The following is a 12955-nucleotide window of genomic DNA, read 5'->3' as shown; positions in this document are numbered from 1 at the left end:
TGTAATAATGATTAAATATAAGTATTCAATTACTTAGGAGGAAGACCATGAAAAAAATTATGGCAATTAATGCAGGTAGTTCATCTTTAAAATTTCAGTTATTTGAAATGCCTGAAGAGAAAGTATTGACTAAAGGATTAGTAGAAAGAATTGGATTACCGAATTCAATCTTTACAATTTCAGTCAATGGTGAGAAGATTACTCAAACTTTAGATATTAAAAATCATGAGCAAGCGGTTGATATGATGCTTGATGAAATGAAAAAACACGGTATCATCCAAGATATTAATGATTTAGATGGTACAGGTCACCGTGTCGTACAAGGTGGAGACATCTTTGAAACAAGCGCGCTTGTAACAGATGAAGTAGAAAAGCAAATTGAAGAATTATGTGAGTTAGCACCATTACATAACCCTGCAAACTTAATGGGTATCCGTGCATTCCGTAAGATGCTACCAAATATTCCGCACGTAGCAATCTTTGATACTTCATTCCATACAACAATGCCTGAAGAAGCATTTCTTTACAGCTTACCTTACAAATATTATCAAGATTATGGTATTCGTAAATATGGTGCACACGGTACGAGCCATAAATTCGTAGCAGAACGTGCTGCAGAATTATTAGATCGTCCTATTGAACAATTACGTATTATTACTTGCCATATCGGTAATGGGGCTTCAATCGCTGCAGTAGAAGGTGGTAAATCTGTAGATACATCTATGGGGTTCACACCACTTGCTGGTGTTACGATGGGAACACGTTCAGGTAACCTTGATCCTGCAATCATTCCGTTCCTGATGGAGAAGACAGGTAAGACAGCTCAGGAAGTTATTAATGTATTAAATAAAGAATCTGGATTATTAGGAATTTCAGGGATTTCTAGTGACTTACGTGACATTGAACAAAAAGCTGAAGAAGGTGACGAACGTGCCATCTTAGCACTAGATGTATTTGCAAGTCGTATCCATAAATACATCGGGTCATATGCAACACGTATGAAAGGTCTGGATGCAATCGTGTTCACTGCAGGTGTTGGTGAAAACTCTGACGTCGTGCGTGCACGTGTATTAGAAGGATTAGAATTCATGGGCGTTTACTGGGATCCAAAATTAAATGCGGGTCTTCGTGGAAAAGAAGCATTTATCAACTATCCACATTCACCAGTTAAAGTTATGGTAATACCAACTGATGAAGAAGTTATGATCGCACGTGATACGATGACTTTCGGTAACTTAAAATAATATGAAAAAAAGGTCGGAACTATTGTTCTGACCTTTTTCCTTTTCAATAATAAATTACCTTATCGAGTATGATATGAACTCCCGGGTTTCTCTACTGTTTATGTTCTTCTAGCAGTTCTTTCGTAGCAACTTCTGGCTGGAAGTTATGTGGCATTGTTTCAGTTCTGACAACTAATACGTCACATTCTGCATGACGTACGATGGCCTCTGATACTGATCCGATGATGAAACGTTCAACCGCATTAAGCCCAGTTGAACCACACATGATTAAGTCTGCACCTAATTTTTGTGCGATTTTCTTAGGAATAATCGTCTTAGGTGAACCGTATTCAATTAAAGTATCCACGTTTGATACACCACGACTTTGTGCTACTCTTTTGTAGCCATCAAGCAATGACTCTGCAAACTGTGTTGCGCGTTCTGAAATAGAGCGGTCATACGCTTCGACGCTTGCATAGCTTCTTGTATCGATAACATTGATGATTGAGAGTGTTGCATTATTACGCTTAGCAACTTCGACTGCCTTATTGAAGGCCCATTCCGCTTCACTTGATCCATCGACTGCGATTAAGATATTTTTATACACTAACATAAAAATCCCTCCATTTACGATCTTTATTACACTTTTATTATATCACTAATGTTTAGAATGTAATAATAGAATTGTAAACATTTTATATATTCTGAATACTCTTACTAAATTAAATGATTGCGTTTTCATTTGTAAATGTTACTATATTCTTGTAAGGATAAATTAAGGGGAGTGTATGACATGTTAATAGGTATTCCAAAAGAAATTAAAAACAACGAGAATCGTGTCGCATTGACACCTGGTGGGGTTCATGCATTAGTTGATAACGGACATGAGGTTATCGTCGAAAAAGGTGCAGGACTTGGTTCTTACTTCACAGATGAGGATTACATCGAAGTAGGCGGACGCATTGGTTCAGTTGAAGAAGCATGGAATGTAGATATGGTAATGAAGGTTAAAGAACCTTTAGCGCCTGAATTTAAATATTTTAAAGAAGGCTTAATTTTATTCACATATTTACATTTAGCTCCAGAACCAGCATTAACGAAATCTTTATTAGATAATAAAGTGGTAGGGATAGCGTATGAAACAGTTCAGTTACCGACAGGTGGGCTACCATTATTATCTCCGATGAGTGAGGTTGCAGGTCGTATGGCAACACAAATCGGTGCACAGTTCTTACAGAAGATTCATGGTGGTAAAGGAATCTTATTAGCAGGTGTACCCGGCGTTCAAAAAGGTCGTGTAACAATTATCGGTGGAGGACAAGCTGGAACAAACGCTGCGAAAATGGCAGTCGGTCTAGGTGCTGAAGTTACAATCTTAGACTTAAGCCCAGTACGTTTACAGCAGTTAGATGATTTATTCGGAAATCAAGTTCAGACTTTAATGTCTACACCATTAAACATTGCTGACAGTGTACGTGAAAGTGATCTTGTGATTGGCGCAGTATTAATTCCAGGTGCGAAAGCTCCAAAACTTGTAACTGAAGAAATGATCAAGTCAATGAGCCCAGGTTCAGTAGTCATTGATATTGCAATTGACCAAGGTGGTATTTTCGAAACTTCAGACCGTATCACAACGCATGATGAACCAACATTCGTGAAACATGATGTTGTGCATTATTCAGTTGCGAATATGCCAGGTGCTGTACCACGTACATCAACGATGGCATTGTCGAATGCAACGATTCCTTATGCAATCCAGATTGCAAATAAAGGGTATAAGCAAGCAGCTTTAGATAACGAAGCAATCCTAAAAGGTTTCAATACGCTTGATGGACATGTTACTTTCGAGGCTGTAGCACAGGACCAAGGTTTAGAATACTTTGATGCAAAAACATTGTTGAATAATTAATGAAAGAATAAAATCGAGGCCCGCATATTGATGGGGGCCTCGATTTTTGTATATTAATGATAGATTTCTCTGCCATATGCATGCTGAAATGGAATCCATTTTTTAAGCTCAGTGAATTCATTGCTGTCTGCTACTTCCGGAATAATCTCAATTTTACCTTTGGAATGTCGTAACAGACGACCAAGCTGCTGCGTATTATCAACGATAGGTTTCAAGTAAGAAACATCCCCATGTGTGATGATTGCTGATACATTTATCTCAATTAATGCATCCATCGCTTTTAGTTGTGTGCGGAGCGGAATCTTATCAAATTGAGAATGCATGATCACTGGTGTTGATTCAGCAGCTTGAATTAATGTCCGCATCACTGGAATATCAAGGTTATTATCAGAGTCCAGTGCACCGAATATAAAGCCATCTATCTTCAACCGATTCAACTGTCTAATATCTTCCCGCATGATTTCGACATCAAATAAAGTGTAACGATAACTTTGGAATGATGGATTGATGAGTGCGTATACTCTGACGTTTAGGGGATGGCAGTATTCTATCGCTATTTTTGCGAATCCGTAACTTGCTGTCATCCCGGTCTGATTGATAACAATATGTGTTCCTCCATGATTCACTGCTTCGTATAGATCATGGAAAGTTTCGACGACATTATATGTGGTCATTTTACATAGCTCGTGAGTACTTCGTATCCATCTTCTGTTACTAGAATATCGTCTTCAACGCGAACGCCGACTGTTTCAGGATAGTAAATACCGGGTTCGATTGTAAATACCATACCAGCTTGTAATGTGTTTTCATTTGATGAAGAGATATCTGGGAATTCATGTACACTGATGCCGAGACCGTGACCTAGACGGTGTGGGAAATAGTCTCCATAACCTTTAGAGGTGATATAATCACGTGCAGCTGCGTCGATGTCTTTAATAGGTACACCGGGCTTTACAAGTGCTATCGCACGTTTATTTGCTTCTGTAACGATACTGTGAATATCTTGATGGAGTTGAGGAGGCGTACCGAATGCTACTGTACGTGTAATATCAGAACAATAACCTTTGTATATAACACCAAGATCAAAGAGTACATATTCGTCCTCATTCAACGTTCTTCCTCCAGGTGTGCCGTGTGGACTTGCTGCGTGATCACCAAAGAGTACCATCGTACTGAAACTCATATCAGAAATACCTTCAATACGTTTCATTTCATTTTCAATAATCTGCACAACTTCCGCTTCAGTAATACCGATTTTTAATGCTGCTACTCCGGTTTCAACTGCTTGGTCTGCGTAGCGTGCAGCTTGTTTTAATAAAGCAATCTCATCTTCTGATTTAATGTTTCGCATGTCTTTAATGATCTGATCGATTGACTGTAATGCACTTGGTTTGAAGTGCAGCTGAATTGCTTTCTCACGCTTTACTGTTACATGTTCCTCTTCGATAAACATCACAGCTCCATCTGGAATCTCAAGCTGATGTTTCGCTACTTGAAAGGCATCTTCTGTATCTGAATAGCCAATTGTATTTAAGTTTGACGCATTTATCGCATCGTTCACTTCCATTGCAGGCACGATTAATGATGCTTCGTGCTGCGTTACGTATAAAGCCGTAAGTCGTTCGTGTGGGTCAGAAAGGAAGCCACTGAAGTAATTAATATTTTCTGGTGTTGTAATAAAAGCATGTGTAATATTCTGTTCAGTCATATAAGCTGTCAATTTTTCTAGATTTTTCATATCATTGCTCCTTTTTCATAGTACTACTAGTGTAAATTAGATTAATTGATTATTCAATTTTCATGTGTCGGCTTTTTAAATAAACTTTAATTCATGTATAATAGAACCTAACAATAGGAGAGAGGTGTTATAATGGAAATCTTTTTTCACGGTCAATCTTGTATTACATTCGAACATAATGGAAAGAAAGTCATTGTAGATCCTTTTATTAATGGGAATAAGCTGTCAGACTTAGATAGTGAAACACTTGAAGTGGATTATATTGTACTTACACATGGACATGGCGACCATCTAGGAGATACTGAAGCAATTGCAAAGCGCACAGGAGCAAAGGTAATTGGAACACCAGAACTTTGTGATTATTTAGCAGGTAAAGGTGTTGAAAATACACATCCGATGAATATCGGTGGGAACGTAGCATTTGATTTTGGTAAGGTAAAATATGTGCAGGCATTCCATAGTAATTCTATTACTGAAGCGGGTGACATCATTTATTTAGGTATGCCTTGCGGTCTGGTCTTTACACTAGGAGAAAAGGTTATTTACCATTGTGGTGACACTGGATTATTCTCTGATATGAAATTAATCGCAGAGCGTCATCCTGCTGATGTCTGCTTTGTTCCGATCGGCGATAATTTTACGATGGGTATTGATGATGCAGCTTATGCTATTAATGAATTGATCAAACCGACTATTGCTGTTCCAATTCATTACAACACATTTCCGTATATTGAAGTTGATGTGAATGCGTTTGCTGATAAGGTACATACGAAGGTTAAAATATTGCAGAGCGGTCAATCTGTTTCAATTTAATAATAAGTAAGAGAATGGGTGGAACATTGACAAAACATGAACAAATCATAGAACATATCACCAATTTACCCGTGGGGTCAAAGATATCTGTAAGACAAATCGCAAAGATACTCCGTGTATCTGAAGGTACTGCATATCGTGCAATTAAAGAGGCAGAGAATAATGGTATCGTTTCAACGATTGAACGTGTTGGAACGATTCGTATAGAAAAGAAGAAGCGCAATGCAATAGATAATCTGACGTTTGCAGAGATTGTTAATATTATTGACGGTCATGTTATTGGTGGGCGTGAGGGCCTGCATAAATCATTGACCAAGTTTGCAATTGGTGCCATGGAACTAAACGAAGTGGAGAAGTATATCGGTGAGAATACCTTGCTTATTGTCGGTAACCGTTCAGAAGTACAGAAGCTTGCCTTGTCAAAAGGCTCTGCCGTACTCGTTACAGGTGGTTTTGATACTACTGAGGAAGTTAAAAAAATGGCAGACAGCTTAGAATTGCCGATTATCTCTTCTAATTTTGATACCTTTGCTGTCGCAAACATGATCAATCGCGCTATCTATGATCAGCTGATAAAAAAAGAAGTGCTCACAGCACAAGATATATTGATAAAGATAGAGAATACAATCTGTTTAAGAGAAAACGATACTGTCAGTGAATGGAATCATCTTTCAGAATCATCGAAGCACACGAGATTTCCAGTGCTGGATGATAATAATAAACTGAGTGGAATCGTAACAAGTAAAGATGTACTAGGGAAGAATCCTAATGAGAAGATTAAAAAGGTGATGACGAAAAATCCCGTATCAGTGAACTTAAATTCTACTGTCGCAAGTTGTGCGCATATTATGATCTGGGAAAGCATTGAACTGCTGCCAGTTGTTTCTAGATACAATAATCTACTTGGTATCGTATCGCGAGAAGATGTGTTGAAGGCGATGCAGGTTGTCGATCGTCAGCCTCATATTGGTGATACGATTAATGATCAGGTGCTTAAGAAGATGACATTTAAAGAAGGTGAAATTTCAGTGAAAATCTCACCTCAAATGTCCAATCAGTTTGGCATGCTGAGTAAATCTGTTTATTTAGCGATTATAGAAGAGACAATAAATCATGAAATGAAAAAGCATATTAAAGGCGATATACTAATAGATAATATCGATATTATATTTATTAAGATCGTACAGATGGACAGTGAAGTGAATGTGACATTTACGTTGCTCGATCTTGGTAGAAAAGCAGCGAAAGTAGAGGTGGCGTTATCTGTCCGCAATCAAACCGTTGCCAAATCACTTTGTGCGGTACAGGTGATTGAACATTTCTATTAAATAACAAAACCCATACGTGTATATGCGTACGGGTTTTGTTATTAATGAAGCTATCGTTGGCGCTGTTTCTTTTCAAGTTCAGCCCATGCAGCGTCTTCATCTGCAAAGTGAGACTCAAAATGATGCTTTGCTCTAATCGCATATTGATAGTTAACTACTGCAAAGACGATCAGTATCGCGCATACTACAAAAGTAAACCACTGTGGAAATAACAGCATCTGGTTCAAAGCGAAGGCAAACATAAAGATAGCGAAACATTGACGTGCTCGAGCGCGATACCAGGCGCGACGAACGTCTTTCACTGTTCTGAAGTACTTAGCGATATTAAATATAGTAAATATAAATGAAAACAACATAACAGCAACAAGTGCTGATATAATATAAGGAAAAATAACTTCCATTTGAATTAACCTCCAGTCTTATCGATTATATCAACGAAATGAATTTTAGTAAATAAAGGAGAATATATGAATAAACAAGAAATAAATGCACTGATTAATGAAATCAATGCTTACGAGACAATTATTATTTTTAGACATGTCCGACCGGATCCAGATGCATTAGGTTCACAAATAGGATTAAAACATGCGATTAAGCGTTTATATCCCAATAAACGTGTATATGCGGTGGGTACTGAAGTTGAAAATTTAAAGTTTATCGGTGACATGGATACTTTAACTGATAAACAGTTTGAAAGGGCGTTAGCGCTCGTTTTAGATACTGCAAATGCACCGCGTATTGATGATAGCAGATACACGCTTTGTGATAAGGTAATAAAAATCGATCATCATCCCCCTGTAGATCAGTATGGAGAACTTAACATCGTGGATACGACTGCATCGTCAACAAGTGAAATCATCTATGAAATATTGACTTCTCTAGGATATGGAAGTGATTATATCGATACCGCAGCAGCAAAGTGTCTTTATATCGGGATTGTTGGAGATACTGGAAGATTTCTCTTCAATAATACAACATCGCGAACGATGGAAGTTGCTGCTGAACTACTTAAGTTTGATATAGATCATACGAAGATGATTAATCAAATGCAGCAACGAGAGGCTTCAAGTATGAAGTTTCAAGGCTTTGTGCTGCAAAACTTTAACTTTGATAATGGAGTCGGCAATATTTTTATTTCTAAGGAAATACTAGAAAGATTTAATATTACCGCTTCAGAGGCTTCGTTATTTGTCAATGCCTTTTCCGATATGAAAGGAATCAAAGCATGGGCTTATGCTGTAGATGAAGGCGATGCTATTCGCGTGAGACTTAGAAGTAAAGAAGTTGTGATTAACACGCTCGCTGCTAAATATAATGGCGGAGGTCATCCATTGGCAAGTGGTGCTTCTGTATATAGCATATCGGAATACGAGCAGTTGTTAAGTGAACTAAAGAAACTTGTAAATGGGTAGGTGAAACGAATGGTTGTTCATTTAAATGTGCATTCGGCATATGATCTTTTACATTCTACAGTTGAAATCGATAAGTTAGTGACACGTGTCACAGAATTAAAAGAACATGCAGTTGCCCTGACAGACTTTAATGTATTATTTGGTGTGCAATCATTTTATAAGGCATGTATTGCTGCTGATATTAAACCGATAATTGGAATGGAGATATGTGTGACGGATGGCCTGAAACAAATTCATGCCGTATGTCTTGCACGCAACAATACAGGATATGTGAACCTGATCAAACTTTCATCGAGAATACAGCTTAAAGGTGTAACGCTCACACCTTTAAAATGGCTGACACAATATCAATCTGGACTAATCGTAATCTTCAAGTCGATTACGGAGTCAGAATCACATTTTACACAGGGTATCGAATCTTATTATATTTGCCATAACAGTTCTCTTGCTGCAAAAAAAGTATATATAGAAGATGTACTTTATCTAGAATCCAGTGGTGTACAGCATCTGGAAGTACTCAATGCGATAGAGGAGAATAAGAAGCTGCCATTAGAAATGGTACAAATCAAAGCGGGCACAGCGTATATGAAGGGTGAAGCGCAACTCGTTGATTTGAAGATTCCGCAGGACTATATAGACCGCACGCATGAAATTGCAGAACAATGTAATGTAGATATTACAAAGCATCATGCATCTATGCCGAAATTTCCTATCGATGGTTATTCGAGTGATGCATATCTAATGAAGCTGCTTCAAGATAAAAAGAAAGAGATTCCACATTTTGATGAACGCTATGAGCAACGTCTGCGTTATGAATATGATGTCATAACGCAGATGGGGTATGCCGATTACTTTTTGATTGTCGGTGATTTAATTCAGTATGCAAAGGAAAATGATATTCTTGTTGGCCCGGGGCGTGGTTCTTCAGGTGGCTCACTAATCAGCTATGTGCTTGGAATCACTGAAGTAGATCCTGTTCAATACAATCTGCTCTTCGAACGGTTCTTAAATCCAGAACGTGTGACGATGCCAGATATTGATATTGATTTTGAAGATACGAAGCGTGATCAGGTGATTCAGTATGCGGTTGACAAATATGGTAAATACAATGTCAGTGGCATCGTGACATTCGGACATTTAAATGCCCGTGCTGTAATGCGTGATACAGGGCGTATATTACAGTTTTCAGATGCCGAATTAAAAGAAATCAGTACTTTGATTCCAAAACGTGTCGGTATCACACTTGATGATATGAAGACGGATGAGGATTTTGTGCGGTTCATCAATAAGAGTGATCGTCGAAAGCAATGGTTTGACATTGCTTATGCGCTCGAAGGACTCCCGCGTAACACATCGACACATGCTGCTGGCGTAATTATTCATGATCAGCTACTGACAGATTACGTGCCGATTATAGAAGGAGATTCAGTGTCACTTACGCAGTGGACGATGACAGAAGTTGAATCTATCGGTTTACTGAAAATCGACTTTTTAGGACTAAGGAATCTGTCAATCATACATAATGTGATGGATCAGGTTAAGATACAGTTTAATCAGCAGCTTGACCTGAATACATTGCCGCTTGATGACCCTAAAGTCTATGCATTACTGGCGCAAGGTGACACCACTGGTATATTCCAGCTCGAATCGGATGGTATTCGAAATGTACTGCGTAATCTGAAACCCAGTCATTTCAACGACATTGTTGCCGTGCTGGCACTTTATCGACCAGGCCCTATGGAACAGATTCCAGTCTATATTGAAAGAAGGCACGGTGCTCAATCTGTAGATTATATTCATGACGATCTAAAAGCGATATTGAAAGATACATTTGGTGTCATCATTTATCAAGAACAAATTATGCAGATTGCAAATCAATTTGCAGGATTCAGTTACGGAGAAGCGGATATATTAAGGCGAGCCATGAGCAAGAAGGACATGTCGGTGCTACTGACAGAAAAAGAACATTTTATTTTAGGAAGCGTCAATAAAGGTTATGATAAACAAACCGCAGAAGCGATATATGAATTAATATTGAAGTTCGCGAACTATGGATTTCCGAAAGCGCATGCAGTTGCATATGCGAAAATCGCTTACTGTATGTTATACCTGAAAGTACATTATCCAAATATCTTCTATACAGCTATCCTGAGTAATCAAATCGGCAGTGAGCACAAGACTAAAGAGATTATCGATGAAGTCAAGAAACGTGGTATACCGATATATGCTGCCGATATCAATAAGGCACATTGGTATTATCGCACATATAAGGACGGTATATTAAACGCTCTAGGTGTCATTAAAGGACTCGGCTACAAAAGTGTTCAGGATATTATTGATGCAAGAAAACAAGGTTCATTTAAAGATATCTATGATTTCTGTGCACGTATCCCCTCACGAATTGCTAGTAAACCTTTATTAGAAGCTCTAATCCATGCCGGCAGTTTTGATTCCTTTGGACACACGCGCGCAACATTACTTGCATCACTTGATATGATAATCGATGTTGAAAGGACAAACGAAGGAGAAGGAAGCTTCCTAGAGTCGCTTGGTTTAAATAAGAAGAAAGATTATATCATTCACGAAGAAATGTCAGATATGAAAAAAGCAGAATATGAAAAAGCATATCTTGGCTTTTATTTAACGAATCATCCGGTCGAATCACGTTTTAAAGCACTTCAATATTTGCCGTTATATAAAATTGCGCAACGACTGAATCAGCATTACATGCTGATATTCATTGATGAAGTGAGAAGGATTAGAACAAAGAAAGGTCAACCGATGGCATTTATCAAAGGCTTTGATGGTACAGATAATATCGATATCGTATGTTTTCCAGATACTTATCGTAAGTTTGAGACAGCGATTCAATCTCATCAAATGGTTGTGATCAATGGGAAATTTGATAATAACAGAGGGAAAGATAACTATATCGCTGAAACGATTGAAACTGTCGAATCATTTATAAAAAGAATATACGAGCAAGCTCGATTTATTTATATACGCGAACGGTTGCCAGAGACTTTTATTCTAGATGAAGGGGAGATACAGGTCATCTATTTTGATCGTGCACAACATGTAATTGGCACAGTGTCCAAAGATAAAATTAAAGAACTGGTTGAATATTTCAATCCTGAAGACATTCGCATAATATAAACTTTATTAAAAATTAAACATGTGATATATTAATCCTTAGTGGTCAGACCACTAAGGATTCTTTTGGAGGTGCAACTGTGAATACCCCGCATAAAGGTTTTAATCATGTTTTAGATGAAATCGACCGTATGATAAAGAATGATGGACTGAAGTCTGGTGATAAACTTCCATCTGAAAGACATTTGAGCGAATTACTCAATATTAGTCGCTCAAGCATAAGAGAAGCATTACGCGCACTTGAGATTCTTGGCGTTATCGAGACAAGACGGGGCGAAGGAACTTATTTATCTGATATGGATAATAACCAGTTCTTCGAGCTGATAGGTGGATATTTGATCACGTCAAGGGCACAAACAGGTGAAATAAAGGATTTTATACATATGATTGAAAGCAGTATAACAATTGAAGAGAACAAGACGATTGAAGAATGTATCAATACAAGCAACACAATCATGTTTAGAGTTTGGAAATTATTAAAGCGCTATGAAGCGACTTATGATGAGAAGGCGTGAGCATATGTTTAAGGATATCTTTAAAAAGAATAAGAAGAAAAAATATGTAACCGTTAAAAATATGACAGATACAGAAGTACCTGAAGGTATAATGGCGAAATGTCCAAAATGTCAAAAAATCATGTATACAAAAGAGCTGCAAGAAAATCTAAATGTCTGTTTTAACTGTGATCATCACATGGCGATGAACGCCTATGACCGCATTGATGCTTTGATGGATAAAGATACATTTAAGGAACTGGATAAACATGTTGAACCAGTCAATCCGCTTAACTTTCCGAATTATGAAGAGAAAATAGAGAAAGATAGAATGAAGACGAAGATTGATGAAGCAGTCGTAACCGGATGGGGTACTATCAACGGCTATGAAACGGGTATCGCTGTAATGGATTCAAGGTTTCGTATGGGCTCTATGGGAACGGTTGTTGGAGAGAAGATTACACGTGTAATTGAATATGCGACGAAACAGCAGATGCCTTTTATTATCTTTACAGCAAGTGGTGGTGCGAGAATGCAGGAAGGAATACTATCGCTGATGCAAATGGCCAAAGTGAGTGTGGCTTTGAACCGACATCGTGAAGCAGGGTTATTATACATTGCATTCATGACACATCCTACGACAGGTGGTGTATCTGCAAGTTTTGCATCTGTCGGAGATATTAATCTTGCGGAACCAGAAAGTTTGATTGGATTTGCAGGACGACGTATCATCGAACAGACGATTAATGAGAAATTACCTGATGATTTCCAGACCGCTGAATTTCTACTGGATCATGGACAGCTTGATAAAGTTGTCCATCGTAATGAGATGAAAGAGGTCCTTACTACAATCTTGAAATTACATCAAAGGGGTGAAAATTAATG

The 12955-nt window shown here is 38.0% G+C and carries 12 protein-coding genes; 8 read left to right on the top strand and 4 right to left on the bottom strand.

Annotated features, from left to right (window positions below; all coding sequences use genetic code 11):
• Window positions 1-47 precede the first annotated feature (47 nt).
• A complete protein-coding gene (locus ACZ2V4_RS03400; protein WP_219492539.1) occupies window positions 48-1244 on the top strand; it encodes an acetate kinase in 1197 nt (398 codons plus the stop codon).
• A 91-nt stretch (window positions 1245-1335) separates the two neighbouring features.
• Here the strand turns inward: ACZ2V4_RS03400 and ACZ2V4_RS03395 are convergent, their stop codons facing one another.
• Window positions 1336-1836: a universal stress protein gene (locus tag ACZ2V4_RS03395; protein WP_012657282.1), complete on the bottom strand. Its 501-nt coding sequence runs from the start codon at window positions 1834-1836 to the stop codon at window positions 1336-1338.
• A gap of 180 nt (window positions 1837-2016) precedes the next feature.
• Here ACZ2V4_RS03395 and ald point away from each other — a divergent pair, with 180 nt between their 5' ends.
• Window positions 2017-3132 (top strand): alanine dehydrogenase, encoded by a 1116-nt coding sequence (ald, locus tag ACZ2V4_RS03390; protein WP_490514504.1) that lies wholly within the window; start codon window positions 2017-2019, stop codon window positions 3130-3132.
• 53 nt (window positions 3133-3185) lie between these two features.
• On the opposite strand, the gene ACZ2V4_RS03385 is transcribed toward ald, so the two are convergent.
• Window positions 3186-3806, bottom strand: a complete 621-nt coding sequence (locus ACZ2V4_RS03385) for a copper homeostasis protein CutC (RefSeq protein ID WP_219492533.1) — start codon at window positions 3804-3806, stop codon at window positions 3186-3188.
• Window positions 3803-4870: a M24 family metallopeptidase gene (locus ACZ2V4_RS03380; RefSeq protein ID WP_219492530.1), complete on the bottom strand. Its 1068-nt coding sequence runs from the start codon at window positions 4868-4870 to the stop codon at window positions 3803-3805. Before ACZ2V4_RS03380 ends, ACZ2V4_RS03385 begins: the two co-directional genes overlap by 4 nt.
• A gap of 132 nt (window positions 4871-5002) precedes the next feature.
• On the opposite strand from ACZ2V4_RS03380, the gene ACZ2V4_RS03375 reads away from it, so the two are divergent.
• Complete coding sequence (locus tag ACZ2V4_RS03375) at window positions 5003-5683, top strand: metal-dependent hydrolase (protein WP_413474823.1); 681 nt, start codon at window positions 5003-5005, stop codon at window positions 5681-5683.
• Between the two features lie 26 nt (window positions 5684-5709).
• Entirely contained in the window at window positions 5710-7011 is a 1302-nt protein-coding gene (locus ACZ2V4_RS03370) for a DRTGG domain-containing protein (RefSeq protein WP_241427445.1), read from the top strand.
• Window positions 7012-7061: 50 nt separating this feature from the next.
• Here the strand turns inward: ACZ2V4_RS03370 and ACZ2V4_RS03365 are convergent, their stop codons facing one another.
• Window positions 7062-7412, bottom strand: coding sequence for a YtpI family protein (locus ACZ2V4_RS03365; protein ID WP_219492522.1), 351 nt, complete (start codon window positions 7410-7412; stop codon window positions 7062-7064).
• Window positions 7413-7478: 66 nt separating this feature from the next.
• Here ACZ2V4_RS03365 and ACZ2V4_RS03360 point away from each other — a divergent pair, with 66 nt between their 5' ends.
• The 4 genes from ACZ2V4_RS03360 (at window position 7479) to accD (ending at window position 12953) form a co-directional block, all read left to right on the top strand.
• A complete protein-coding gene (locus ACZ2V4_RS03360) occupies window positions 7479-8423 on the top strand; it encodes a DHH family phosphoesterase (protein WP_420493831.1) in 945 nt (314 codons plus the stop codon).
• 9 nt (window positions 8424-8432) lie between these two features.
• Entirely contained in the window at window positions 8433-11579 is a 3147-nt protein-coding gene (locus ACZ2V4_RS03355; RefSeq protein WP_420496086.1) for a DNA polymerase III subunit alpha, read from the top strand.
• 77 nt (window positions 11580-11656) lie between these two features.
• Window positions 11657-12091: a FadR/GntR family transcriptional regulator gene (locus tag ACZ2V4_RS03350; RefSeq protein WP_241427444.1), complete on the top strand. Its 435-nt coding sequence runs from the start codon at window positions 11657-11659 to the stop codon at window positions 12089-12091.
• 4 nt (window positions 12092-12095) lie between these two features.
• Entirely contained in the window at window positions 12096-12953 is an 858-nt protein-coding gene (gene accD, locus ACZ2V4_RS03345) for an acetyl-CoA carboxylase, carboxyltransferase subunit beta (RefSeq protein WP_420496085.1), read from the top strand.
• Window positions 12954-12955: the final 2 nt, after the last annotated feature.

This window comes from Macrococcus sp. CoH-51_TC_04, assembly GCF_058188655.1.
Note: the sequence above shows the minus strand (reverse complement) of the source record. Positions and strands in the feature narration are given on the sequence as shown.

Excerpts from the sequence above, each read along its gene's own strand:
- ACZ2V4_RS03400 (WP_219492539.1), top strand. The coding sequence starts at position 48 with ATGAAAAAAATTATGGCAATTAATGCAGGTAGTTCATCTTTAAAATTT.
- ACZ2V4_RS03395 (WP_012657282.1), bottom strand. The coding sequence starts at position 1,836 with ATGTTAGTGTATAAAAATATCTTAATCGCAGTCGATGGATCAAGTGAA.
- ald (WP_490514504.1), top strand. The coding sequence starts at position 2,017 with ATGTTAATAGGTATTCCAAAAGAAATTAAAAACAACGAGAATCGTGTC.
- ACZ2V4_RS03385 (WP_219492533.1), bottom strand. The coding sequence starts at position 3,806 with ATGACCACATATAATGTCGTCGAAACTTTCCATGATCTATACGAAGCA.
- ACZ2V4_RS03380 (WP_219492530.1), bottom strand. The coding sequence starts at position 4,870 with ATGAAAAATCTAGAAAAATTGACAGCTTATATGACTGAACAGAATATT.
- ACZ2V4_RS03375 (WP_413474823.1), top strand. The coding sequence starts at position 5,003 with ATGGAAATCTTTTTTCACGGTCAATCTTGTATTACATTCGAACATAAT.
- ACZ2V4_RS03365 (WP_219492522.1), bottom strand. The coding sequence starts at position 7,412 with ATGGAAGTTATTTTTCCTTATATTATATCAGCACTTGTTGCTGTTATG.
- ACZ2V4_RS03360 (WP_420493831.1), top strand. The coding sequence starts at position 7,479 with ATGAATAAACAAGAAATAAATGCACTGATTAATGAAATCAATGCTTAC.
- ACZ2V4_RS03355 (WP_420496086.1), top strand. The coding sequence starts at position 8,433 with ATGGTTGTTCATTTAAATGTGCATTCGGCATATGATCTTTTACATTCT.
- accD (WP_420496085.1), top strand. The coding sequence starts at position 12,096 with ATGTTTAAGGATATCTTTAAAAAGAATAAGAAGAAAAAATATGTAACC.